The organism is Thomasclavelia sp., assembly GCF_047249845.1.
GTDB lineage: Bacteria > Bacillota_I > Bacilli_A > Erysipelotrichales > Coprobacillaceae > Thomasclavelia.
This window is the reverse complement of sequence record NZ_JBKTWO010000032.1, coordinates 1-23,946: the sequence shown is the minus strand read 5'-3', so window position 1 is coordinate 23,946 and position 23,946 is coordinate 1. Positions and strand designations below refer to the sequence as shown.

General features: G+C 29.3%; 22 protein-coding genes and 1 pseudogene. 6 read left to right on the top strand and 17 right to left on the bottom strand.

Annotation, left to right across the window (positions count from 1 at the left end):
- Positions 1-57 precede the first annotated feature (57 nt).
- From ACLR9T_RS09175 to ACLR9T_RS09160, 4 genes are all read left to right on the top strand, one after another.
- A complete protein-coding gene (locus ACLR9T_RS09175; protein WP_413109239.1) occupies positions 58-1,614 on the top strand; it encodes an amidohydrolase in 1,557 nt (518 codons plus the stop codon).
- 78 nt (positions 1,615-1,692) lie between these two features.
- Positions 1,693-2,130: a MarR family transcriptional regulator gene (locus ACLR9T_RS09170; protein WP_413109238.1), complete on the top strand. Its 438-nt coding sequence runs from the start codon at positions 1,693-1,695 to the stop codon at positions 2,128-2,130.
- Complete coding sequence (locus tag ACLR9T_RS09165) at positions 2,130-2,897, top strand: sulfite exporter TauE/SafE family protein (protein WP_413109237.1); 768 nt, start codon at positions 2,130-2,132, stop codon at positions 2,895-2,897. The genes ACLR9T_RS09170 and ACLR9T_RS09165 overlap by 1 nt, the downstream gene beginning before the upstream one ends.
- Positions 2,898-3,014: 117 nt before the next feature.
- Positions 3,015-4,379 carry a sodium-dependent transporter gene (locus ACLR9T_RS09160; RefSeq protein ID WP_413109236.1) on the top strand — a complete coding sequence of 455 codons (1,365 nt, stop codon included), beginning with the start codon at positions 3,015-3,017 and terminating at the stop codon, positions 4,377-4,379.
- Between the two features lie 137 nt (positions 4,380-4,516).
- Here the strand turns inward: ACLR9T_RS09160 and ACLR9T_RS09155 are convergent, their stop codons facing one another.
- Positions 4,517-5,272 carry an exodeoxyribonuclease III gene (locus ACLR9T_RS09155; RefSeq protein WP_413109235.1) on the bottom strand — a complete coding sequence of 252 codons (756 nt, stop codon included), beginning with the start codon at positions 5,270-5,272 and terminating at the stop codon, positions 4,517-4,519.
- Between the two features lie 132 nt (positions 5,273-5,404).
- Between ACLR9T_RS09155 and ACLR9T_RS09150 the strand changes: the two genes are divergently transcribed.
- Positions 5,405-5,875 carry a TspO/MBR family protein gene (locus tag ACLR9T_RS09150; protein WP_413109247.1) on the top strand — a complete coding sequence of 157 codons (471 nt, stop codon included), beginning with the start codon at positions 5,405-5,407 and terminating at the stop codon, positions 5,873-5,875.
- Positions 5,876-5,903: 28 nt separating this feature from the next.
- On the opposite strand, the gene ACLR9T_RS09145 is transcribed toward ACLR9T_RS09150, so the two are convergent.
- The 5 genes from ACLR9T_RS09145 to ACLR9T_RS09125 all read right to left on the bottom strand — a co-directional run bounded on the left by ACLR9T_RS09145 (position 5,904) and on the right by ACLR9T_RS09125 (position 10,014).
- Positions 5,904-7,220: an NCS2 family permease gene (locus tag ACLR9T_RS09145; protein WP_413109234.1), complete on the bottom strand. Its 1,317-nt coding sequence runs from the start codon at positions 7,218-7,220 to the stop codon at positions 5,904-5,906.
- 76 nt (positions 7,221-7,296) lie between these two features.
- Positions 7,297-7,698 (bottom strand): MG284/MPN403 family protein, encoded by a 402-nt coding sequence (locus ACLR9T_RS09140; RefSeq protein WP_413109233.1) that lies wholly within the window; start codon positions 7,696-7,698, stop codon positions 7,297-7,299.
- Between the two features lie 49 nt (positions 7,699-7,747).
- Positions 7,748-8,482 (bottom strand): tyrosine-protein phosphatase, encoded by a 735-nt coding sequence (locus ACLR9T_RS09135; RefSeq protein ID WP_413109232.1) that lies wholly within the window; start codon positions 8,480-8,482, stop codon positions 7,748-7,750.
- A gap of 55 nt (positions 8,483-8,537) precedes the next feature.
- A complete protein-coding gene (locus tag ACLR9T_RS09130) occupies positions 8,538-9,182 on the bottom strand; it encodes a TatD family nuclease-associated radical SAM protein (RefSeq protein ID WP_413109231.1) in 645 nt (214 codons plus the stop codon).
- A gap of 13 nt (positions 9,183-9,195) precedes the next feature.
- Positions 9,196-10,014 carry a pyridoxamine kinase gene (locus ACLR9T_RS09125; RefSeq protein WP_413109230.1) on the bottom strand — a complete coding sequence of 273 codons (819 nt, stop codon included), beginning with the start codon at positions 10,012-10,014 and terminating at the stop codon, positions 9,196-9,198.
- Positions 10,015-10,152: 138 nt separating this feature from the next.
- Here ACLR9T_RS09125 and ACLR9T_RS09120 point away from each other — a divergent pair, with 138 nt between their 5' ends.
- On the top strand, positions 10,153-10,767 hold the full coding sequence (locus ACLR9T_RS09120; RefSeq protein ID WP_413109229.1) for a peptidylprolyl isomerase: 615 nt from the start codon (positions 10,153-10,155) through the stop codon (positions 10,765-10,767).
- A gap of 36 nt (positions 10,768-10,803) precedes the next feature.
- On the opposite strand, the gene ACLR9T_RS09115 is transcribed toward ACLR9T_RS09120, so the two are convergent.
- From ACLR9T_RS09115 to aroB, 11 genes and pseudogenes are all read right to left on the bottom strand, one after another.
- Complete coding sequence (locus ACLR9T_RS09115; protein ID WP_413109228.1) at positions 10,804-12,144, bottom strand: MATE family efflux transporter; 1,341 nt, start codon at positions 12,142-12,144, stop codon at positions 10,804-10,806.
- Positions 12,137-12,556 (bottom strand): MarR family winged helix-turn-helix transcriptional regulator, encoded by a 420-nt coding sequence (locus ACLR9T_RS09110; protein WP_413109246.1) that lies wholly within the window; start codon positions 12,554-12,556, stop codon positions 12,137-12,139. The genes ACLR9T_RS09115 and ACLR9T_RS09110 overlap by 8 nt, the downstream gene beginning before the upstream one ends.
- A gap of 120 nt (positions 12,557-12,676) precedes the next feature.
- A pseudogene (proS, locus tag ACLR9T_RS09105) lies at positions 12,677-14,115 on the bottom strand (proline--tRNA ligase).
- Between the two features lie 53 nt (positions 14,116-14,168).
- Positions 14,169-17,201 carry an AAA family ATPase gene (locus ACLR9T_RS09100; RefSeq protein WP_413109227.1) on the bottom strand — a complete coding sequence of 1,011 codons (3,033 nt, stop codon included), beginning with the start codon at positions 17,199-17,201 and terminating at the stop codon, positions 14,169-14,171.
- The gene (locus ACLR9T_RS09095) at positions 17,191-18,321 is read right to left on the bottom strand and encodes an exonuclease SbcCD subunit D (protein ID WP_413109226.1); all 1,131 of its coding nucleotides are present in this window, start codon (positions 18,319-18,321) and stop codon (positions 17,191-17,193) included. The genes ACLR9T_RS09100 and ACLR9T_RS09095 overlap by 11 nt, the downstream gene beginning before the upstream one ends.
- Before the next feature lie 3 nt (positions 18,322-18,324).
- Complete coding sequence (locus tag ACLR9T_RS09090) at positions 18,325-18,735, bottom strand: GNAT family N-acetyltransferase (protein ID WP_413109225.1); 411 nt, start codon at positions 18,733-18,735, stop codon at positions 18,325-18,327.
- Between the two features lie 130 nt (positions 18,736-18,865).
- Positions 18,866-19,357, bottom strand: coding sequence for a shikimate kinase (locus tag ACLR9T_RS09085; RefSeq protein ID WP_413109224.1), 492 nt, complete (start codon positions 19,355-19,357; stop codon positions 18,866-18,868).
- 9 nt (positions 19,358-19,366) lie between these two features.
- On the bottom strand, positions 19,367-20,485 hold the full coding sequence (gene pheA, locus ACLR9T_RS09080; protein ID WP_413109223.1) for a prephenate dehydratase: 1,119 nt from the start codon (positions 20,483-20,485) through the stop codon (positions 19,367-19,369).
- A gap of 2 nt (positions 20,486-20,487) precedes the next feature.
- Positions 20,488-21,555, bottom strand: coding sequence for a chorismate synthase (gene aroC, locus ACLR9T_RS09075; RefSeq protein WP_413109222.1), 1,068 nt, complete (start codon positions 21,553-21,555; stop codon positions 20,488-20,490).
- Positions 21,533-22,813, bottom strand: a complete 1,281-nt coding sequence (aroA, locus tag ACLR9T_RS09070; protein WP_413109221.1) for a 3-phosphoshikimate 1-carboxyvinyltransferase — start codon at positions 22,811-22,813, stop codon at positions 21,533-21,535. The genes aroC and aroA overlap by 23 nt, the downstream gene beginning before the upstream one ends.
- A gap of 1 nt (position 22,814) precedes the next feature.
- Positions 22,815-23,873, bottom strand: coding sequence for a 3-dehydroquinate synthase (gene aroB / locus ACLR9T_RS09065; RefSeq protein WP_413109220.1), 1,059 nt, complete (start codon positions 23,871-23,873; stop codon positions 22,815-22,817).
- Positions 23,874-23,946 lie beyond the last annotated feature (73 nt).

Sequence of the window (23,946 nt, the reverse complement as noted above, 5' to 3'; positions counted from 1 at the left end):
TTAAGTTTACATAAAATTAATTTTAGCTGGCTATAATATATTTAGGAGGCAAAAAAAATGAGAACATTATATTACAATGGTGATATCCTAACGATGGAAAATAGCAACTTTGAGGCTATTTATGTTGAAAATGGCATTATAAAAAAATGTGGGGATTTAAAGCAACTAAAATATTCTATTTCTAATGATACAGAATTAATTGATTTACATGGTCAATGTTTAATGCCTGCATTTATTGATAGTCATAGTCATATTGCATCATTAGCTAAAACGTTAAATCTAGTTGATTTAAGCAATAGTACTAGTATTAAAGAAATTATTGAACGATTTAATAAATTTATCAACATAACTAAACCTAAAGAAAATAAATTATTAATTGGCTTTGGTTATGACCATAATTTTTTAAAAGAACAACGTCATCCTTTAGCTATAGATCTTGACCAAATTCCTTATCCTGTCATAATTTCCCATACCTCAGGACATATGGGAGTAATTAATCATAAAGCTATGGAACTATTTAAACTAGATAATAATGTTAGTGATCCAGAAGGTGGAAAATATGGCCGCGATAAAAATAATCAACTAAACGGCTATCTTGAAGAACGAGCATTTATTGAACTTGCTGCAAATAATGATACTAATGATGACTTAAAAAAACAACTTGTAGAGGCTTTAAAAATTTATGCTAGTTATGGTATTACTACAGTTCAAGAAGGTTTTATGAAAAAAGAAGAATTTGAATTATTGGATTCATTAGCAAAAGATAATAAACTTTATTTAGATATCGTTGGATATATTGATATACGAGATAATCAAAAACTATATCAAGATAACCCTGCATATCATCAATATCAAAATCATTTTAAATTAGGTGGTTATAAACTTTTTCTTGATGGTTCCCCCCAAGGTAAAACTGCCTGGATATCCAAACCCTATCTAGATAGTGGTGATTATTGTGGTTATCCTATTTATCAAGATAAAGAGGTAAAAGAATATGTTGACACTGCTTTACAAGAACAAGTTCAGCTTTTAACTCATTGCAATGGTGATATGGCTGCTAAACAATTATTAGATGTTTTTAAAGATAGAGCTACTAACACACGACCAGTTATGATTCATTGTCAAACATTGCGACCAGACCAATTACCACAGCTAAAAAAAATTGGAATGATACCAAGTTTCTTTGTTAATCATATTTATTATTGGGGAGATATCCATCTTAAAAATCTTGGCAAACGTGCTAATGAGATTTCATGTCTTCACAGTGCCCTAAAACAAGAACTTCCATATACGCTTCATCAAGATAGTCCAGTCATCCCTCCAAATATGCTTGAAAGTGTTTGGTGTGCATGTAAAAGAGAAACTAAAACTGGAATTATACTAGGTCAAGATGAACAAATTTCTGTTTATAATGCACTTAAAGGTGTTACTATTAATGCTGCTTATCAATATTTTGAGGAAAAGTATAAAGGTTCCATCAAAGAAGGCAAAATTGCAGACCTAATTATTTTAGATAAAAACCCTTGCAAGATTCCAATTGATGATATTTTAAAAATTAATATTTTAAAAACTATCAAAAATGGTAAAGTCGTATATACTAAGGATATTCAATAATTGAATATCCTTTTCTTGACAGAAATATATAATATTGTTACAATAATATAGTTCTAAATAGAACAAAAGGAGAAACATATGATAAAAGATCTTTTAGACAGCATTGCTATTACAAAAAAACTGTACGCTGTTTCATTAGAACCTGTATATAAACAATATGGTTTAACAAAAATGGAACTAGATATTATTTTATTTTTAGCTAATAATCCTGGTTATGATAGTGCAAAAGATATCATTGAACGACGCCTATTAACAAAATCTCATGTTTCTACAACCATTAAATCTTTAATAGAAAAAAAATATTTAAAATCAACTTATTTGCATAACAATAAAAAAACAGTGCATTTAGTATTACTAGATTCTTCAATTGAAATTGTCAAAGCTGGTCAACTAGCACAAAAAAAATTTATTGAAGCAATTTTTAAAGATTTTACTAAGAGCGATAAACAAATAATTATAAATAGTTTTTCTAAAATTTCACAAAATGCTAGTAATGCACTAAAGGAGGAGCAATAATGTTGTATAAATTTGTCATCTGTTTTATCGCTGGAATAGGAGCTGGCTTAGGAACTGGTTTTGCAGGGATGAGTGCTGCAGCAGTAATCAGTCCCATGTTAATAACTTTTTTAGATATGCCCGCTTATCAAGCTGTTGGAATCGCTCTTGCAAGTGATGTCTTAGCTAGTGCTGTAAGTGCTTATACATATGGGAAAAATAAAAACCTAGATATTAAAAATGGAGTTGTCATGATGATTACAGTTTTAGGATTTACACTAGTTGGCAGTTGGATCTCAAGTCTTATTCCAAGTAATGCAATGGGTGGTTTTTCTATTTTCATGACTTTACTTTTAGGAATTAAATTTATTGTTAGGCCAGTCATGACAACTAAAGAATCAATGGCTAATGTAAGTAAACAGAAAAGATTAATTCAATCAATTTTATGCGGTATTCTTATTGGATTTATTTGTGGTTTTGTCGGTGCTGGTGGCGGAATGATGATGCTTTTGATTCTTACTAGTGTTTTAGGTTATGAATTAAAAACAGCTGTAGGTACAAGTGTTTTTATTATGACATTTACAGCTTTAACTGGTGCTATTAGTCATTTTGCAATTGGTGGTGCTCCAGATTTTAGTAGTTTATTATTTTGTGTTTTATCTACTTTATTTTGGGCACAAATTGCTGCTAAATTCGCCAATAAAGCTAAACCAATTACTTTAAATCGTGCAACTGGAATTGTTTTAAGTATTTTAGGAATCATTATAATTGGTGTAAATTATTTCTAAGAAAAGATCATTCTTTTCTTTTTTTATAAAAATGCAACAAATCTCCCCACTTTAATTGACTTTTATAATCTGCTTTTATTATAATGGAACATACAAGACTTATTATAGGAGAATAAAATGGAGACAAAAAACAAGCGTAGTACCTTTTCAGGACAACTTGGTTATGTTATGGCAGTTGCAGGATCTGCTGTTGGTCTAGGAAATATTTGGCGCTTTCCATATCTAGCGGCTAAATATGGTGGTGGTACTTTTTTATTTACTTATTTTATCCTTGCAATTACTTTTGGTTTCGCACTATTAATTAGTGAGACTGCTTTAGGTAGAAAAACAAAAAAAAGCCCAATCGTTGCTTATAAACAACTAGGGGCCAAAAAACTTCAATTTGGAGGATGGTTAAATGCTATTATTCCAATGTTAATCGTTCCATATTATTGTGTTGTTGGGGGCTGGGTGTGTAAATACTTATTTGAATATCTTACAAATAATTCATCTAGTTTAGTGAATGATACATATTTTACTAGTTTTTCTTCTTCCCCAATGCAACCGGTTTTATGGTTACTAATATTTGCAATTTTAGTATTTGGAATTGTATTATTAGGAGTTGAAAAAGGAATTGAAAAGTGCAGTAAAGTATTGATGCCAACATTAGTAGTGATGGCTATCTTTATTGCTGGTTATGCATTATTAACTCCTGGAGCAATTGAGGGAGCTAAATATTATTTAATTCCTGATTTTTCAAGATTTTCGATTATGACGGTTGTAGCGGCAATGGGACAAATGTTTTATTCACTTTCGATTGGAATGGGTATTCTATTTACATATGGCTCATATATGAAAAAAGAAATTGATATGGAACGCTCAATTACTCAAGTAGAAATTATGGATACTCTAATTGCCTTTTTAGCCGGGTTAATGATTATACCTGCAGTATTTGCCTTTTCTGGTGGTAATCCAGATACCTTAAATGCTGGAGCGTCATTAATGTTTATTACTTTACCCAAAGTATTTAGTAGCATGGCATTTGGTAATATTATTGGTATTGTTTTCTTCTTATTAGTATTATTTGCTGCTTTAACTTCAGCTATTTCCTTAATGGAATGTTGTGTTTCAATTATTCAAGATCGTTTTAATCTATCAAGAAAAAAATGTTGTAGTATCATCTTAGCTGGAATATGTATTCTAGGAATTCCATGTTCACTAGGATTTGGATTATTAGATTTCATTACCCCACTTGGAATGAGTATTCTTGATTTCTTTGATTTTATGACAAATTCGATTATGATGCCAATTTCAGCAGCATGTACATGTTTATTAATCATAAAAGTAACTGGCTTTAAAACAGTTATCGATGAAGTAGAATACAGTTCTAAATTCAAACGCAAAAAAGCATATATTTTCTGCATGAAATATATTGTTGTACCAGGATTAATAATTATTTTAGTTAGTTCAATCCTTTCAACTCTAGGTGTTATTTCAATATAAAAAAACAAGTAACTTTTTTACTTGTTTTTTATTTTGTTATAAGCCACACATCCAAAGAAAAATATTATCACTCCAATTAATATATATAATGATAATAATGTAAGAGGTGTCATAGCAAAATCTCCTTTGTTTATATCTTACAAATCAATTTTTAATCCTACTGGACAATGATCACTACCCATAATATCTGTATAAATAAATGCATCTCTAATTGAATCTTTTAAACTATCAGATACGATAAAATAATCAATTCGCCAACCAGCATTATTTTTACGAGCATTAAAACGATATGACCACCATGAATAAATACCTTTTAGATCTGGATATAAATATCTAAATGTATCAATAAAACCACTTTCTAATAAAGTTGTCATTTTAGCTCGTTCTTCATCACTAAATCCCGCATTTTTTCGATTAGTTTTAGGATTTTTTAAATCAATTTCCTGGTGAGCAACATTAAGATCACCACATAAAATAACCGGTTTTCTCTCTTCAAGAGTCTTAAGATACTCTAAAAAAGCATCTTCCCAAACCATTCGATAATCAAGACGTTTTAGTTCATTTTGACTATTTGGTGTATAACAATTAACTAAATAAAAATTTTCATATTCTAAAGTAATAACACGTCCCTCTTGATCATGTTCTTCAATTCCAATTCCATAACTATAACTCAATGGCTCAATTTTTGAAAACACCAAAGTTCCGCTATATCCCTTCTTTTTAGCACTATTCATATAAGTAAAATAGCCATACTTCTCTAATTCAATTTGTCCTTCCTGCATTTTCGTTTCCTGAACACAAAAAATATCAGCCTGACTATTTATTAAAACATCATAAAAACCTTTAGTTATACATGCTCGAATTCCATTTACATTCCACGATAATAATTTCATTTAATTAACCTCACTACTCCATTATACATGAAAGCGTTTTTAGTTAGAAGTACTTTTTTCTAAAACAGAAAAATTTTTATCAATCTTTATCACTTATTAATATTTTTTAATAATTTGTTAATAATAATCATGGTGATAAAATTGAAAAAATATAAATACATTATTTTAAATGTCGTAATATCTTTAGGTATTGGTGCTGTAAGCGCACTTTGTACAATGAATTCAATGAATCTTTACCAAAAAATAAATCGTCCTAAGATAGCCCCACCAGGTTTTATTTTTCCTATTGTATGGTCTATTTTGTATATTTTAATAGGTCTTTCAAGTTATTTGATTCATCGTAGTAAAGATAATCATAAGGAATCTGCATTAATTCTCTACTATTTTCAATTAGTACTAAACTTTGTCTGGCCAATTACTTTTTTTAATTATCAAAACTTTCTCTTAGCCTTAGCAATTTTATTAGCCTTAAATATTTCTGTTATAACTTTAACTCGTCTATTCTATAAAATAAGACCAGTTGCTGCTTATTTATTACTTCCTTATTTAGGATGGATCTTATTTGCTCTATATTTAAATTTTTGGATCTTTTTACGAAATTAAAAAAGCTTTTCTATGAAAGCTTTTTTAATTATATTAATGCAAAATAAACAACAAAAATCAAGATTAAAACCCAGACAATCGGTTTAATCTGTTTAGCTCTACCAGACACAATACTAGTAAGACCATATACAATAAAACCAAACGCGATTCCATCAGATATTGAATATGCCAATATCATCATTATTACAGTAACAAAACCAGATGCTGCAAAAACAATATCATCCCATTCAATCCCACCTAATTGAGTAGCCATTGAAATTCCTACTGCCACTAAAGCCGGAGCAGTTACAGCGCTTGTTACAACACTTAATACTGGTGCAAAGAAAATAGCTAAAAAGAATAATATTGCAGTAGTACAAGCTGTTAATCCTGTACGCCCACCAGCTTCAACACCAGCTGTTGATTCAACAAAAGAAGTAACTGTAGAAGTTCCTAAAACACCTCCAATTACAGTACCAGTAGAATCAGCAACCAAAGCTTGTTCGATATTAGCTAATTCACCATTTTTATCAACTAAATTTGTCTTATTTGCAACTGAAATCAACGTTCCAGCAGTATCAAAGAAATCAACAAATAACAATGAAAATAACGCTACGATACAATCAGGATGAGAAAATAACTCTCCAAAACCATTCATAAAAATCCCAAACCCACTTGTATCTAAATCAACTGAAACAATTGCTGAAGGAACTTCTGGCATTCCCTTAATTCCAAATAAACCAAAGATAATTCCCACGATCGCAGTAACTACTAAACCATAAAATACAGCTGCGGGAATCTTTTTAGCCATTAAAACAATAGTAATTAATATTCCAAACAAAGCAAGTAAGACAACAGGATCTGTTAATTTTCCTAAAGCCACAAAAGTTGATTCACTACCAACTATGATTCCAGCATTTTTTAATCCAATAAAAGCAATAAAAAAACCTATTCCTGCTCCAATTGCTAATTTTAATTGCTGTGGAATCGCATTAATAATAGCCTTACGAATTCCTGTTACAGAAATAACTAAGAAAATTATTCCTGATACAACTACAGCTGCTAATGCTGCAGCTGGACTATAGCCCATATTAAAGACTAATGTATATGTAAATAACGCATTTACACCCATTCCTGGAGCTAAAGCAACAGGATAATTTGCAAACAATCCCATTATTAATGTTGCAATTCCTGATGATAAAGCAGTTGCTAAGAAAACACTATCATATGATAATCCTGTTTCTTGCAACATATTTGGATTTACTGCTAAAATATAAGCCATAGCTAAAAAGGTTGTAATTCCTGCAATAACTTCTGTTCTAACAGTTGTTCCTTTCTCTTTTAATTTAAAAATTTTTTCAAGCATTATTCTTTCTCCTTCTATAAATACTATATAATTATAGCTTAAATTGTATCCTTTTCAAGAAAAAAGTAATATTGTCTCAAGTAATATTAAGATAAAACAAAACCTCTTCTAATGCTCTAGTTTTTAACCGATAATATGTAGCTCGACTATAATAATCAACCCACCATTCATCTCCTCTTTGCTCAACAAACTCATTTGTAATAATCAATTGACTATCTGGACTTAAAGCTTTAATGATTATTTCAAAAGAAGAAATCAAACTTTTTAATTCATCTTTATCTTCAATCCTACTATTCAAACGTTCCGCAACTGATTTATTATAATGATTTTTAGTCTCCCTAATTATACTCGTACTAACTTGAGGATAATAATTCATATTCTCTAAACAATAAAGCTTTAATTTAGCTCGATGATATTGTTTAAATATATTTTCAACAGCTTCTTGCTTTTGTTTAAATGTTAAAGTATTTTTATTCATAAAAAAACCTCCTATTATCATATACAAATCAAATAAGAGATTTACTTTATTAAATTATAAAGTTTTCCATAATTTCAGTGATTTTTTCCTCATCCATTCCACAACTTACCAAATACTCTTTAGCACTACCATAATGACTTCTTAAATAATCAAGAAATTTCATCATCATTCGTGGTTCTGATTCTAAAAAAGCTCGATTTTTAGCATCAATCAACTTTTCTAATTCAGGAATAAGTTTCAAATTATTTTCATAAGATTCAGAATAATCTTTAACAATATCATACTCATGGCAACCTGCTAAATCTAATAATAAAGCCGCAATAACACCGGTTCTATCTTTACCAGCTGAACAATTAAACATAATAGCATCATATGGATGATCATAAAAAATTTCAAAAACTTCTTTAAACTGCTCTTTATTAGCTTCCAACATAAATATATAAAAACCTGCTAAATCTTGATAATTAGCTATCTCTTTTGGTAATACGTTTAAATCTTTTGCTTTCATTAGATTAACACTATAATACTTAACATCCCGATAACCAATCAATGAACTTGGCTGTTGTTCTACTTCAAAATCACTCCGTAGATCAATCTGTATTCTAATTCCATAATTATATAAATATTCTTTTTCATCATTGGTTAATTTTACAGGATTAGTTGAACGAATAAACTTATGACTTTTAGTATAATATCCAGCTTGAGTTTCATATCCTCCTAAATCTCGAATATTTGTCATACTTTCAACTTTCAATATTCTTTCTTCTCGACTTAATTGCATCATTTAAATATACCTCACTCGTTGAATTATATCATAACTGTATCAGATACACAATTTACTATTCTTCAAAAGGACGTACTCTTAATGTAACACCCAATTCATCAGCTATATTTTGACATTTCATAATCTTTTCCTCACCAATAATGTCAACTACTGTCAAAACAACATTTTTGACATATTGTTTAGCCTTTTTAGCAAAATCCAACATATAATCAAAAGAATCAATTCCATATCTTGCCCTTGTTAAATGATAATATTCTTCTTTAGTTGGAGCATTTAAACTAATTGAAACTGTATCAATCAAGCCTTTAAAATCCGGTGTAATATCTTTTTTTAAAGTAACTGATGATAAACCATTAGTATTTATTCTTATCGGTAAATCACTTCTTGTTTCTTTTAAATACTTAGCAACTTTCATTAAATCATCATGACGAGTCAAAGGTTCACCAAATCCGCAAAAAACCACTTCTTTAAAATCATTCAAATTATATTTTTTAAACTCTTCAATAATCATTTCTACTGTAGGTTCCTTTTTTAACCATAAGGAATTAGACTCCAACATTTCCTTAGTATTCCTTAAACAAAAAGTACAAGCACAACTACAACGATTAGTACTATTTACGTAACAGGTAACCCCCTTTAATTCATCTAACTCTTTAATATCAATATAACTATTTTTAAACACTGTATACAAAATAACCATTATTCTTCCTCCCTTATAGCTCTTTTAAAAATGGTTCAAAACATAAACCTAAATGATTATGAGCACCAATTTCCTGACTATAGCTAATACATTTAGATGCAAAATCAGCTGCCTCTTTTACACTTTGATAAAAATCATGACTTAATAAATACTTACCTGCAATTACTCCACTAATAACATCACCTGTACCACTACGATCCTCACCAATTCTTTTGACCTTAACAATTTGATAGTCCTTTTTTTCTTCATATACAAAATTAATTATTTCTTCATTAATACTGATCCCTGTAACAACAATCATTTTAGGCCCTTTTTTAGCTAACTGATCACACATTTTAAATAACTCCTCAAAACTTGGTATTTCATGAGGATAATCAAGATTTAAAAGAGCACATAATTCAGTTAAATTGGGTGTCATGATTGATGCATATGGTATTAATTCTCTCATCTTTTCCTGCATTTCAAATGTATATGTAGGATAGAGCATCCCATGATCACCCATTACAGGATCAATTAATACAAAAGTATTCTCTTGTTTGAAATTTTCAATAAAATCAATAACGATATCTATTTGTTTAGCAGAACCCAAAAAACCTGTTACTATACCATCAAACTCTAAATTAATATTTTTATATGTAGCAATATAATCATTCATTTTATCTGTATAATCATCAAAAAAATAACCAGGATGATAAGTATTGATTGATAAAATTGCAGTTGGAACAAATACACATTCAATTGCCATTGCAGAAATAATTGGTAATTGTACTGCAATTGAACAGCGACTATATCCCGTTACATCGTTTATTAAAGCAATTCTCTTTTGTCTCATAAACACTTCCCCTTTTCATTGTCATTAATTTTATCATATTTTTATTTAAATTAATCATGACAGTTTTAATTATTTTTATATGGACAATTAGTAGTAATATTTTGTATAATAAAGAAGAAAAAATAAAAAGGAGATACTATGAAAAAGATATTTAAAATTGCAATGGTTATGCTTCTGACTCTTACATTAGCAGGATGTGGCAGCAGTAATGATGAAGACAAAAAAGATACGGGTAGTAAAAACAATGATTTACTAAGCGGTAATCATCATGCTGTAATCGATGTTAAAGATTATGGAACAATTAAAGTTGAACTTAATGCTGATGAAGCTCCGATTACAGTTACTAACTTTGTTAAACTAGCAAAAGAAGGGTTCTATGATGGATTAACATTCCACCGTATTATTGATGGATTTATGATTCAAGGAGGAGACCCTGAAGGTAATGGTACAGGAGGATCAGACAAAACAATTAAAGGTGAATTTAGCGCTAATGAAGTTGATAATGTATTAAAACATACTCGTGGAGCAATCTCAATGGCACGTTCACAAGATTATGATAGTGCCAGTTCACAATTCTTTATCGTTCATCAAACTGCTGAATCATTAGATGGACAGTATGCCGTTTTTGGTTACGTATATGAAGGTATGGATGTTGTAGATAAAATTGCTACAAGTGTTCCAGTGACTGATAATAACGGTACAGTAGAAGCAGCAAACCAGCCAGTAATCAATTCAATTAAAATAACAGATTAGCTAATTTCTTTATGAAATTAGCTTTTTAAATATTATTTATTTTTTAGATAACCGTTTAATTGCTTTACTAAACAGATAAATAGTGATTGCAAATGCACTAAAATCAGCAATTGGTACAGCAATGAAGATACCATCTAATCCAATAATTGTAGATAAAAATAAAATCATTGGAATTAAAATAATTACCTGTCTTAATAAATTTAAAATACTAGCCACTTTAATTTTACCTATACATTGAAAATAATTAGCTGCCATAATTTGAGCACCTAATAAAGGTAAACAAATAAACCAAATCCTTATTGCTTTTGTTCCTAATCTTACTACTTCTGTTTCACTATTAAACATCCTGATAATAGTCTCTGGAAAAAGTTCTACTGCTAAAAAACCAATAGTTGCAATAATAGTTCCCCCAATAATTGCATATTTTAAAGTTTCTTTGACTCTAATATCTTTACCAGCACCAAAATTATAACTAATCAATGGCTGTTGCCCTTGCATTAACCCTGTTAAAGGCATTTGACATATCGTTTGGAAACTAGTAATAATACCAACAGCAGAAATAGCTATATCGCCACCATATCTACCCAATGTACTATTTAAAATAAAATTTAAAACACTATTAGCCATCTGCATTAAAAATGCCGGTATTCCTGTTTTAATAATATCTAAAGCATAACTTGCTTTTAACTTTAAATGATCTAAATCCAGTTTAATTAAAGAACGATTTGAACACAAATAACAAAGCTGCCAGATCATACTTAAAAACTGTCCCCCAATCGTAGCTATTGCTGCTCCCTGCATTCCCATATGTAATTGCATAATTAATATATAATCAAATAAAATATTAAATCCTGCCCCAATCAATTGTGAAACCATTGCATTTTTAGGATTCCCCTGGGCTCTTGAAAAATTATTTCCACACATTGCCACACATTGAAAAACTGCCCCAAATAACACAATTGATAAATAATCACTTGCATACGGCATTACTGTATCACTAGCACCCAATATTTGTAATATAGGATTAATAAAAATATTCCCAAAAATTGTAAGAAGCAATCCAAATATAACAGTTAAGACAACTGCATTACCTTGATAAATACTAGCTTTTTCTTTTTCTTTTTTTCCTAATGAAATACTAAAACGTGTCGCTCCACCAACACCAACCATCAGTGAAATTGCCATCAATACCAAGGTAATAGGATAGCTAATTGTAATTCCAGCTATTCCAATTGCTCCTAAGTTTGGAGCATTACCGATAAACATTCGATCGACCACATTATATATTGCATTAACTAGCATCCCAATTATCGCTGGAACACTAAATTCTACTAATAACGGCAGAATTCCTTTAGTTTCCATTCTTTCATCATTCACTAGTTTTACCTCCTTTTAAATTATCTTTTATAATATCTAACATTCTTCTTAATTCTATCTGTTCATTTTTAGATAAACCAGCAACTATATCCTTATCTTTTTTACTAAATATATTATCAACTAGTTTTTGTTTTTCTAATCCCTGCTTTGTTATAGCAATCAAATAATAACGTTTATCATTAGGAGATTGAATTCTCTTAACTAAATTTTTATTTACCATATTTTGTAAAAGCCTAGTTACTGCACTTTTATCTACTTGTAATTCTTTAATAATATCCTCTTGATAAATTTCAGGATTCCGTTTTAAAATCATTAAAATGGCCCCTTCATTACCCGTTAAATTATATTCTTTTAATCTTTGATTACTATCATGCCTATTTAGCGTTGCTAAATGATTAATAATCTTTCCCATTCGTTCCAAATTACCACCTCCAATAGTTGATGTATCAACTATTATACACTTATTAATTGATATGTCAACTATTGTAAAAAAATAGAAACAGCTTAGATTAAAAATCTAAACTGTTTCTAACTAATACGCTTTAGCAAAATATACAACTTTCTTTGCTGGTTTACCACAGATTGGACATACATCACCAAATGGCTCTTCATCTTCTTTAATACAGCGACTAGTCGCACTAGTATCCTCTTTGATCTTAACTTCACATGCTTCATCACCACACCACATCATCTTGACATATCCGCCTTTTGTTTCAATGATGTTTTTAAACTCATCATAGCTATTAGCCTCACGAATATTTTCATTACGATGTTTTAAAGCTTTTTGATACATTTCCTCATGAATCGTATCTAACAACTCTTTAACTGTAGTTTCAAGATTTTCATCCAATGAATATGTATCTTTAGTTCCATCATTTCTTTTAGCAATAACGCAAGCATCATTAGCAATATCTTTAGGTCCGATTTCAAGTCTTAATGGAATACCACGCATTTCTGCTTCCGAAAATTTCCATCCAGGTGATTTATCACCCGCATCAACTTTTACTCTAATTCCTGCTGCTTTTAATCTTTGTTCTAATTCATATGCTTTATCCAAAACACCTTCTTTTTGTTGCTGAATTGGAATAATCATAACTTGGATTGGAGCTACTCGTGGTGGTAAAATCAAACCATTATTATCACCATGAACCATAATAATTGCACCTAATAAACGAGTCGATACCCCCCAATAAGATTGATAAACATACTCGAATTTATTTCTTTAGATAAAAATTTCATATCAAAAGCTTGTGCAAAACCCTGTCCCAAATAGTGACTAGTTCCTGATTGTAAAGCTTTGCCATCATGCATCAAAGCCTCAATCGTATATGTGATTTCAGCTCCTGCAAATTTTTCTCGTTCTGTTTTACGACCTGTTACCATTGGAATCGCCAATAAATTTTTAGCTGTTTCTTCATAAATTTCCAGCATTTGTAACGTTTCTGCTCGAGCTTCTTCTTCACTAGCATGAACAGTATGTCCTTCTTGCCATAAAAACTCTGATCCCCTTAAAAATGGTCGTGTTGTTTTTTCCCAACGTACAACTGAACACCACTGATTATATAGCTTTGGTAAATCACGATAAGAATTAACAACTTTTGCATAATGTTCACAAAATAAGGTTTCTGAAGTTGGACGAATAATTAGATTTTCTTCTAAATCATCTAATCCACCTTTAGTTACAATTGCACATTCAGGTGCAAATCCTTCAACATGATCTGATTCTTTTTGTAATAATGATTGTGGAATTAGCATCGGCATATAAACATTTTCATGTCCTGTTTCTTTAAAACGCTTATCCATATATTGTTGGATTGCTTCCCACATTGCATAACTGTATGGTCGATAAATAATAAACCCCTTTACCCCACTATAATCCATCAATTCTGCTTTACGACATACATCTGTATACCACTGAGCAAAGTCATCTTCCATCGCACATATCGCATCATTTTTTTTATTATTTGCCATTATTTCTCCTCATTTCATTATAATCTTTGTATATTTTACTATTTATATTCACATTATTCAATAGAAATATATGTTTCTTTGTTTACTCTAGAAAGGACAATCTTATGATCGATTCGTTCTTTTAATTCACTTACATGTGAAATAATTCCAATTAATTTACCATCCTTTTGTATATCAATTAAACAATCAATTGCCTGATCAAGTGACTGACTATCCAAAGAGCCAAATCCTTCATCAATAAACAATGTATTAAGTTCTATTCCACCAGCAAAACTCTGAATCATCTTGGATAAACCCAAAGCTAGTGATAATGCCGCTTTAAATGATTCACCACCAGATAAAGTCTTAACATCTCTAAACATCCCACTTTCTAAATCTAAAACATCCAACTCCAATCCCTGTTTCCCCGAACCTTTAGAACGATTATCACGACGATATAATTGATACCTGCCTAACGACATTCTTTTTAATAAAATATTTGAATAAGCTAAAATATTTTCAAAATAAGCCGCTAATACATATCGTTCAAAAGAAATTCGGTATTCATTTTTACCAGTTGTCATTTCACTTAAATCTAGATACTGTTGATATATATCATAACTATCATTCAATTGTTTATCAATTTCATCAATATTATTGATTGTATTTATAGCTGTAATCAATTTAGCTTTTTGCTTATTTAATGAATCTTGTAATTTATCTAATTCTACTTTTAACTTATTAGCAGAGTCTTTTAAAATTGATATATCAACATATTTTATATCTGACAATTCATCTTTTAATTCATTAATTTGATTTTGTAGAGTTACAGTAGCAATTAAATAGTCATTATATTCTTTTTCCTTTTCATCAATCATATTGATTTGTGGTAATAAATCTATAAAAATTTTTTCATCATTAAATGATTCTTTAAGTTTATCAAGATAAATTTTTAATTTATCTTGATAATTATTTTGTTCTTCTATTAGCTGTTTAGATATTAATTCAACATTTGTTTCAATTTGAATTATTTTTTCTTTCAAATTACGATAATCATTTTCTATTTTAGTTATCAACGCTTCTAAATCCTTTAATTCTTTTTCATTATCAAAAATCTTTTGATCGATTTGTAACTCTGTTAATTGTTTTAAATACTCTAATGGTTTAATTTTCCCCATCAATTGATTTAATTGATCATTGTAATTATTAAGTTTGTGATTATAATCAGTTATTTCATTTTCAACTAACTCTAAATCTTTATGATGATTATCTAAAGTAGTCTTTAATTTATTCAAATAAATAATTTCATTATCCAGTTCTTTAGCCTGCTTAAGCAAGATATCCTCTTCAATATTAACAGACCCCAATACTTTAATAAAAACTTCTTTATCTAATTCTTCATTAATATTTAAACGTTTAGAATCATTTTCTAATTGAGTTTTTAAAATTGAAATTTCTTGTTGTTTCAATATTAAAGTTCTATAAAGATCATTACGCTGCTCACTATATTTATCAAATTCCTGTTTGGCTTTTTTTAAATCTTCCTGATAAATAATATCTTTATCTAAATTTGCTAAATGCGGATGTTTAAGAGAACCACATACTGGACAGGGCTGGTCATCCTTAAGATCCCTTGCTAATATTCCTGCCTGACTTAAGCGATAATGGTGTTCAATTAAATCATAATGATGTTTTTCTTTTAAATATATATCTTCTAATTTCTGATATTCATCCTTTAAATCATATCCCTGATCTTCTGCTAGCAGTAACTTATCATAATCTTCACTTAATTGATGTAATTCTAATTTATGACGATGCAGCTTTTGATATTCTTGGTTCACTAACTCATAATCACTTTTTAACTTGTCTAGTTTTGAAATACTACAACTATCACTATCAATCAATTTTTGATATTTATGTTGTTTATCTTCTAAACCAACTAATTTACTTTTAATTCTTTTTATTTGTTTAATTAAATTTGTTTGATTTATTAAATCTTTTTGATAATCTTTAAAAATTTGTTTTAATTCTTTATTCTTTTGTAATTGTAATAATAAATTATTTCTTTTATTTTGGTACTCATCTATTTTTAAATATTTAATTTTAATATTACTTAATTCTTGTTTTTCACAAGACAATGTCTCTTTGTTACGTTTATTTAATATTAATAATTTATCAATTTTATTTAAACTTTTTTTTACTTCTAAATAATCTTTTTGAATTTTTAAAGCTTTTTTTAATAAACAAATATTTTCTTTTAGACTGCAATAATATTCTTCATTATTTAAATAATTATCTAATTTAGCTTGAAGGTTATCTAATTGCTCAATTCTTTGATTATTTAAATTCGTAATATTTAATTGCTGATTAACCTGATTATATTTATTATACATATTTTGATAAACTAATTCGTCATTAGATAATTGAGTTTTCAGTTCATTCAAATATGATTGATAACTAAGTTCTTGATTATTTAAACCTAAACCAGCTTCTAATAAATTCCTTTGACTAAATAGCAGATCATATTTATTTCGGTATTCTTTAACCTTTTCTTTTAACTGTTCTTCTAAATAAACTAGATTATTAGTCTTAAATAAATTTCTTAAGACCTTTTCACGATCCTCACTACCTGCATAAATAAGTTTAGTAAATTCTCCTTGAGCAATCATTGCAATTTGCTTAAATTGTTTTTCATCAATACCTAGAATTTCTTTTATCTTAGAATTAACTTCTTTTACACCATCTACTATCTTACCGTTTGGTAAAGTTAATATTGCAGTTGGCATTTTAGGAGTCTTTCGTCCTTCAATAAGATATTTAGGAGAACGTTTTATTATGTAATGGTCATTATGTAATAAAAAATCCAATTCAACATATGTAGTAGTATTAATATCCGCACTATCACAACGAAATTGTTCGCTGCTTCTTTCACTACCACTAGAAACACCATACAAAGCAAAAGTTATCGCATCAAAAATCATCGTTTTACCAGAACCTGTTGGCCCAGTAATCAAAAATAAACCATCCTGTTTAAATTGTTCGAAATCTATTTTAATGGTATTGTGATATGGTCCAAATGCCGAAATAATAAGTGTATTAGGCACCATGATCATTTTCTCCTTTCATTATTTCAGCAATTATTTTTTTTGCTTGATCATTAATTGCTACTCCTTTCATCTTTCGGTAAAATTGTTCAAATAATTCTACTGAAGATAATTTTTCAAAACCTATATCTGCTTTAGTATTATTTTTTAATTGTAAATTAGTTAAATTAGGATATGTTATTTGTAATACATTGCCATATTTAGTTCGCAAATAATCAATTGCATTTGGAACTATCATTTTATCTAATAATTCAATTGCAATAAAATCATTATTATTACTCTCATAACTCTCCATTATCTCATTAAATAATCCTGATAGCTTAATTAAGTTTTGTTGAGGGTTTAATTTGACTAATTCAAATGTCACATGTTTATCAACAATTGTAACATCTACAATACTTTTTTCGTGTTTTATTTCATCAAAAGAATAATGCATCAAACTTCCACTATATCGAATTGTATCATGCAAAACCTTTTGTGGAGCATGAATATGCCCAAGAGCAACATAATCAAACTTTTTCACTAATGAAACATCAATCATCTCACTTCCCCCAACACTTAAAACAGATTCACTTTCACTACGAATAATATCTTGATCCCCACCAATAAATTGATGTGTTACTAAGACATTAACTTCATCATAATCAATCTTTTGTCTACTTAAATAACTTTTAAAAGCATCTTGATAACTAACAATACTATCATCATCATATAAATACCGCAAATAAGAAGGTTTAAAAAAAGGTAGTAAATAAAAATTAACTCCATCAATTACAATTGGCTTCATCTCTTTTTGCGGATAAGCTTCAATATACAGTCCCTCCTGCTTTAATAAACCACTTGCAAAACTTAAGCGTGTTGGACTATCATGATTTCCAGCAATCATTAAAACTTTTATTTGATGTTTTAAAATTAGTGAAGATAAAAAATCATTTAATACATCTATTGCTTCATTACTAGGAACACTGCGATCATATATATCACCTGCCATAATTAAAACATTTATTTTATTTTCAACTAAATACTTTGTTATTTGTGCTAATAAATCAGCCTGAATCTCCAATAAATTTTGTTGAAAAAGTAATTTTCCTAAATGAATATCACTAATATGAACAAATCTCATTATTTACCTCCATATTTTAATTAAATAGACTTCTTTTTCTAATTCATCTGACGCAAAATTTTTTCTTAATGCAGATGGAATCAATACCGTTTCAAGATACTCAGCTTTTAATTTTAAAATTGTCTTTTTAGAAGCTAAATTATCTGGTGAACATGTTATAATTAATTCATCAAAACCTAGCAATGCCGCTTCTTTTAATAGTAACTTTGTTGCCTGATATGCATAATGATGTCCCCGATATTTTAGCTCTATATTATAACCAATATGACCATCATAATAACGTTCCATACGTGTTCCTTCACGTAATATAATTTTTCCTACCTCTATTTCATCTACAACTATTAAAAAAATATAATATGGTTTCCATCCCTTAGGAAGATATGTATTTACATATTCCTGCTTAATTAATTTCATTTTAATCACCTTGAAATATTATAACATAAATATATTGAGGTTTTTAATAATCTTTAAATTTAATATTTGTAAAAAAAATAAGTTGCAGATTTAAAATCTGTAACTTATTTAAATATTAAAAGAGATAAGATCACTCATTGATTAACCCAATTATTTTATCAATAATATTTTCTATTGTATCATTATTTACAAGATGAATATCACATGCATTTAAATATAACTGGTGTCGTTGTTTCCTTAAATCGAACAGCCTTTCTGGTCCCTCTTTTAATAAAGGTCTAGTAGATGTTTCAACATCTATTAAAATATTATCAATCGGACGATCAATATAAATAATAATTCCATTTTGTTTTAAATAATCAATATTTAAATTATTTAAAACAACTCCACCACCTGTTGAAACAATATAACCATCTAATTTCGCAATATCTTTACAAGCTTCTGTTTCATTATTTCTAAAATAATCCTCACTAATTTCAAACATTTCTTGAATAGTTTGTTGATACTTCTCTACGATATACTCATCTGTATCAATAACAGGACGCTGTAATTTATCTGCTAATAATCTTGCTATTGTTGTTTTGCCACAACCCATAATCCCAATTAAAACAATATTTTTCATTTAAACTCCTTATGCATGACGATAGTTTCCTAATACTCTTAAAGTTAAACAATTTGTTTTTAATTGTTCTAATGCTAATCTTACATTATCATCATGTAAACTTCCCTCAAAATCTATATAGAAATAATACTGCCAGTGTTTATCTTTAAGCGGACGTGATTCAATTCGCGATAGATTTATCTGATGATCTTTAATTACTTTTAAAATTGAATAAAGTGCTCCTACTTTATGCTGCAATGTAAAAACTATACTAACTCGATCAGTTTTTTCATGATCCTCTAATTGCTTTCCAAATATAATAAAGCGAGTATTATTAGTTTCCTGATTATGAATATTTTCTTTTATTATTTCTAGATTGTATAAATCAGCAGCTATCTTTGATGCAATTGCAGCGAATTGTTTATTATTATTTTCACTTACAAATTTAGCTGCTGCTGCGGTGTTAGAAAAGCTTTGGGGTCTAATATTTGGAAATTGTTTAAGAAACTCAGATGATTGCTGAATCCCTTGTGGATGACTATATACATATTTAAGTTCTTTTAAACTAGCCCCTTTAAGTCCTAAAAGATGTTGTGTGATATTTACACTATGTTCACCAACAATATAAAAATCATAATCCCTCACTAAATCATAATTATCATTTATAGCACCAGTTGAAGAATTTTCTAATGGCACGATTCCATAATCTATCTCATTATTTTTTAATGCTTCATATACATCTTGAAAATGTTCATAGTTAACATTTTTAACATCTCCAAAATATTCAAGTAAAGCTTGATGGGCAAATGCTCCAGGCACCCCAGCATAACCAACTCTAATATCTTCAGTTTTTGGTTTAGCTAATTTATAAGTATCTTTTAATGGAATAAAAGTAGCCTGATAACTTTTACCCACATCCATTACATCTTGAATAAAATCACGAGCATATTCAACTAACTCTCTATCAATAACACGTTCTGCATTTTTTTCAATCACTGCTTTTTCGCGTTGTGGTTGAAATATCTCCATCTCATGAGCTAGTTTGTAAGTTATGACATCCTTGCTAACTTTCATTCTTTGTTCAAAAAGTTTAATTAAATGCTGATCGATTTCATCAATTTCTTTACGACATTGTTCTAAGTCTTTCATATTTACCTCACTAAGTCAAGAATCGTTAAAGCTGCTATGGCTTCTACTACAACTACTGCTCTAAAAACAATACATGGATCATGTCGTCCATGAACTTCTAAAGTTGTATTTAAGTGATTTTTTATATCAATTGTCTCTTGAAGTTTAGAAATAGATGGCGTTGGCTTAATTCCAACATTAAAAACAATTGGCATCCCATTACTAATCCCACCAGTAATACCACCATTATTATTAGTCTTTGTTTTTATATAATCACCATCATAATAATAACAATCATTAGCTTCACTTCCATACATCTCACTAATCTTATCGTTTCCAAAGGCCACTGATTTTACAGCTGGAATTGAAAATAACAAACTTGATAAATGACTTTCAATTGAATCAAAGAAAGGTTCCCCTAAACCTGGTTCTAATCCAATTACTGCGCATTCTACCTTACCACCTACTGAATCTTGATTCATTCTTGCATCATCAATAATCTCTATAAACTGTTCATAGATATCCCGATTTAAAACAGGATACATTTGATTAGCTAAATAAGCTAAAGTATCTTTAGAAAGACGCATATCAAAATACTCATCATAATTATCTCTAATACTTAAAATATGTCCACCAATATAGATACCTTTTTTTGCTAAAATTTGTTTTGCAATCGCTCCTGCAAAAACAATTGGTGCTGTTATCCGCCCAGAAAAATGGCCTCCACCTCTAACATCATTATAACCCTTATATTTAATAAAAGCCGGATAATCACTATGCCCTGGACGCATTTTCTCCTTCAAGAGTGAATAATCTTTTGAGTGCTGATCACTATTATAAATTATTCCACATAATGGTGCCCCTGTTGTAATATTATCTTGAAGACCACTCATTACTTCAACATTATCAGCCTCTTTTCTAGCTGTTGACATCTTGTTTTGTCCTGGAGCACGACGTTTCATCTCATTAGCCACTTCGTCCATATTAATTTTGATTCCACTAGGAAGATTGCCTAAAACAACACCAATAGCTTTACCATGTGATTCCCCAAAAATAGTAATTTCAATATTATTCTTCCATGTTGATGACATTAATAATTCCTCCTAATGATTGATAATCTTTCCAAAAGCCAGGATAAGATTTTTCGACACACTCCATATTGTCAATGATGACAGGCTGATTACATCTTGTTGCAGCAATCGCCAACATCATTGCAATTCGATGATCAGCAAAACTCGAACAATTTCCACCAATAAACTCATTTACCCCTCTAATTGTCATACTATCAGGTAATTCTATAACTGCTCCCCCTAACTCATTAATTTGTGATCTTGTTGCAATTATTCGATCACATTCTTTGATTCTTAACCGTTTTGCATTTATGACTTCACTTTTACCCTGAGCTAAAGCTAAAGCTACAGAAACAACAGGAATAACATCAGGACATTGACTTGCATCAACTTGAGTAGCTGATAAATTTTCACCAGTTACTTTTATCCCATCACTAACAACATTAATTTTAGCCCCCATTGCTTCTAAAATATTTAAAGTTACTTTATCTCCCTGTAATGAATCAAGATTTAAATCAGTTAAAATAACATCATTTCCAATTGCTCCTGCTACAAGATAAAAAGCGGCTTGTGAAAAATCAGCTTCTACTCGATAATCATGAGCTTGATATTCTTGATTACCCATCACAACAAAACTTTTATAATCATTATTTATGATCTTGATTCCATATTGATTTAGCATTTGTAATGTCAAATCAATATATCCTTTAGATTCTAAAGTTGAAGTTATCTCAATTATTGAATCCCCTTTTAATAACGGCAAAGCAAATAATAATCCTGTTATAAATTGCGATGAGATATTTCCAGGAATAATATAATGATCTGGTTTTAATTTTCCAATTACATATAAATCCAGCACATCTCTTTTATACATATATCCGATATTTTGACGCTCAAAAATCTCATAAAAAGTATCCAATGGCCTTTTACCTAAATTACCACGACCAACAAAATGGACTTTATTTTCTTCAACAATTGAAATTGGAACCATAAATCTAAGAGTTGACCCAGATTCCTCACAATCTATTTCACTATTTTGTTTTGTAAAGGTAGTTGTTCCATCAATAATTAAATAGTTTTCAAACTCTTTTATTTTCGTTCCTAAAGACTTCATTGCTTTAATAGTTGCTTGTATATCTTTTGAATATTCAATATTATCTATCCGGCTTACTCCTTTAGCCAAACTGGCACAAATAATAGCCCGATGAGCTAATGATTTTGAAGGGGGTACTTGGACTACCCCTTTTAATTTAGTTGGTGTTATTTTTACTGCTGTCATTTTAAACCCTATCCTTTATTTGAATTAATGAAAGATCACTTTGATAAACATAACTGCTTCCAATCTCATTTAATAATACTAATGATAACTTTTTATTAATATTTTTCTTATCAAGGCTAATAGCGCCTACTAAATCACTTGTCTTTACATTACTACAAGTGGGAAGATCATATTTAATACATATATCTTCAATTATATTACTAGTCGCTATTGGTGATAAACCCTTTTCTTCAGCTATTTTTGTCAACTGAACCATACCAATAGCCACTGCCTCTCCATGTGAATATTTTTGATATTGATAATATTGTTCAATTGCATGACCTAAAGTATGACCAAAATTTAATAATAAACGGTCTCCAAAATCAAATTGATCACGCTCTACTACATCACGTTTAATATCAACACAGCGATAAATAATCTCATCAATATCCTGATATAATTCATCAAAACCATGATAACTATTTATTTTATCAAATAATTCTTTATCTTTGATACAACCATATTTAATTACCTCTCCCATTCCGTCATTAATAAATCGTTTAGGTAAAGTTTTTAATGTTTCAGGATCAATTAAAACCATCTTAGGATGGTAAAAAGCACCTACAAGATTTTTACCTTCCGGCAAATCAACAGCTACTTTTCCTCCAACTGATGAATCAACCTGGGCCAATAATGATGTTGGTATTTGCACCAGCTTTACTCCCCTTAAATAAGTTGCTGCAACAAACCCAGCTAAATCACCAATTACCCCACCACCAAAAGCAATAATTAAATCAGTTCTTGTTAGTTTAAAATTCAGTAAAGCTTTATATAGCGATGGTAATATGTCAAACCGTTTAGATTGTTCACCATGAGGAACAATTACATGTTCTACTATAAACTCTTTTTTTAAGACATTAGTTAAAAGCTCTCCATAATAACCATATACTTGATCATCAGATATTATCATGATTTTGTTTCCCTGATAAATCTTCTTTATATATTTATCACTTTGAGCTAAAATCCCTTTTTCAATATAAATAGGATAACTATTATCCTCTAATGCAACTGTCATTTCCATCGCTATATTTCCTCCTAATTAATTATATTTTTTTACCAACAACCTCAGCAATCTTGCTGATTTGTTTCAATAA

Coding starts and splice junctions, on each gene's coding strand:
- ACLR9T_RS09175 (WP_413109239.1), top strand. CDS start 58: ATGAGAACATTATATTACAATGGTGATATCCTAACGATGGAAAATAGC.
- ACLR9T_RS09170 (WP_413109238.1), top strand. CDS start 1,693: ATGATAAAAGATCTTTTAGACAGCATTGCTATTACAAAAAAACTGTAC.
- ACLR9T_RS09165 (WP_413109237.1), top strand. CDS start 2,130: ATGTTGTATAAATTTGTCATCTGTTTTATCGCTGGAATAGGAGCTGGC.
- ACLR9T_RS09160 (WP_413109236.1), top strand. CDS start 3,015: ATGGAGACAAAAAACAAGCGTAGTACCTTTTCAGGACAACTTGGTTAT.
- ACLR9T_RS09155 (WP_413109235.1), bottom strand. CDS start 5,272: ATGAAATTATTATCGTGGAATGTAAATGGAATTCGAGCATGTATAACT.
- ACLR9T_RS09145 (WP_413109234.1), bottom strand. CDS start 7,220: ATGCTTGAAAAAATTTTTAAATTAAAAGAGAAAGGAACAACTGTTAGA.
- ACLR9T_RS09140 (WP_413109233.1), bottom strand. CDS start 7,698: ATGAATAAAAATACTTTAACATTTAAACAAAAGCAAGAAGCTGTTGAA.
- ACLR9T_RS09135 (WP_413109232.1), bottom strand. CDS start 8,482: ATGATGCAATTAAGTCGAGAAGAAAGAATATTGAAAGTTGAAAGTATG.
- ACLR9T_RS09130 (WP_413109231.1), bottom strand. CDS start 9,182: ATGGTTATTTTGTATACAGTGTTTAAAAATAGTTATATTGATATTAAA.
- ACLR9T_RS09125 (WP_413109230.1), bottom strand. CDS start 10,014: ATGAGACAAAAGAGAATTGCTTTAATAAACGATGTAACGGGATATAGT.
- ACLR9T_RS09120 (WP_413109229.1), top strand. CDS start 10,153: ATGAAAAAGATATTTAAAATTGCAATGGTTATGCTTCTGACTCTTACA.
- ACLR9T_RS09110 (WP_413109246.1), bottom strand. CDS start 12,556: ATGGGAAAGATTATTAATCATTTAGCAACGCTAAATAGGCATGATAGT.
- ACLR9T_RS09100 (WP_413109227.1), bottom strand. CDS start 17,201: ATGGTGCCTAATACACTTATTATTTCGGCATTTGGACCATATCACAAT.
- ACLR9T_RS09095 (WP_413109226.1), bottom strand. CDS start 18,321: ATGAGATTTGTTCATATTAGTGATATTCATTTAGGAAAATTACTTTTT.
- ACLR9T_RS09090 (WP_413109225.1), bottom strand. CDS start 18,735: ATGAAATTAATTAAGCAGGAATATGTAAATACATATCTTCCTAAGGGA.
- ACLR9T_RS09085 (WP_413109224.1), bottom strand. CDS start 19,357: ATGAAAAATATTGTTTTAATTGGGATTATGGGTTGTGGCAAAACAACA.
- pheA (WP_413109223.1), bottom strand. CDS start 20,485: ATGAAAGACTTAGAACAATGTCGTAAAGAAATTGATGAAATCGATCAG.
- aroC (WP_413109222.1), bottom strand. CDS start 21,555: ATGTCATCAACATGGAAGAATAATATTGAAATTACTATTTTTGGGGAA.
- aroA (WP_413109221.1), bottom strand. CDS start 22,813: ATGACAGCAGTAAAAATAACACCAACTAAATTAAAAGGGGTAGTCCAA.
- aroB (WP_413109220.1), bottom strand. CDS start 23,873: ATGGAAATGACAGTTGCATTAGAGGATAATAGTTATCCTATTTATATT.